The organism is Enhygromyxa salina (genome assembly GCF_002994635.1).
Classification (GTDB): domain Bacteria; phylum Myxococcota_A; class Polyangia; order Nannocystales; family Nannocystaceae; genus Plesiocystis; species Plesiocystis salina_B.
Map to the genome: position 1 here is coordinate 1 of NZ_PVNL01000018.1, position 590 is coordinate 590.

At 67.8% G+C, this 590-nt stretch carries 1 protein-coding gene; it reads left to right on the top strand.

The genetic code is table 11. From position 1 onward, the window contains the following. Positions 1-590: neuraminidase-like domain-containing protein (locus tag ENSA7_RS43135; RefSeq protein WP_181233078.1), on the top strand; the 590-nt coding region annotated here is incomplete at both ends.

A 590-nucleotide genomic window follows, 5' to 3' on the forward strand; every position in this document is an offset into this window, starting at 1 on the left:
TGCGCGATCTCTCGCGTCCCGGCGAGCTCGCTCCCGCGCTGATCAGCGAGACCGTCACGTTGGCTGAAGCGATCGGGATCTTGGCCGACCACGCAGGCTGGGACGCTGATGCCGTGCTCGCGCTCGCCACCTCGCTCGGCTACGACGACACCCACGCGGCCGCCGTCGCCGAGGAGGACATCCCCCCGCGCTTGAAGCTGCTCATCGCCACCGCCGATCAGCTCGGTGTCGGCGTCCACGCTCTGCGCGACTGGGCCTCACCGACGCCGACGATCGCCACCACCGCCGCGATCAAGGCCGCGACCCGAGCCAAGTACGGGGAAGATCGCTGGGCCGAGATCGCCAAACCCCTGCGCGACGTGATCCGCCAGCGTCAGCGCGACGCCCTCGTCGACGCCGCGATCGCCCGTACACCTGCGTTCCGCACCGCCAACGACGTGTTCGAGCACCTGCTGATCGACGTCGAGATGAGCGCCTGCATGATGACCTCGCGGATCAAGCAGGCGATCGCGTCGGTGCAGATCTTCATTCATCGCGTGCTGCTGCACCTGGACGTCATGGAGGTGACCTTTGATCCCGAGGCGATCCAG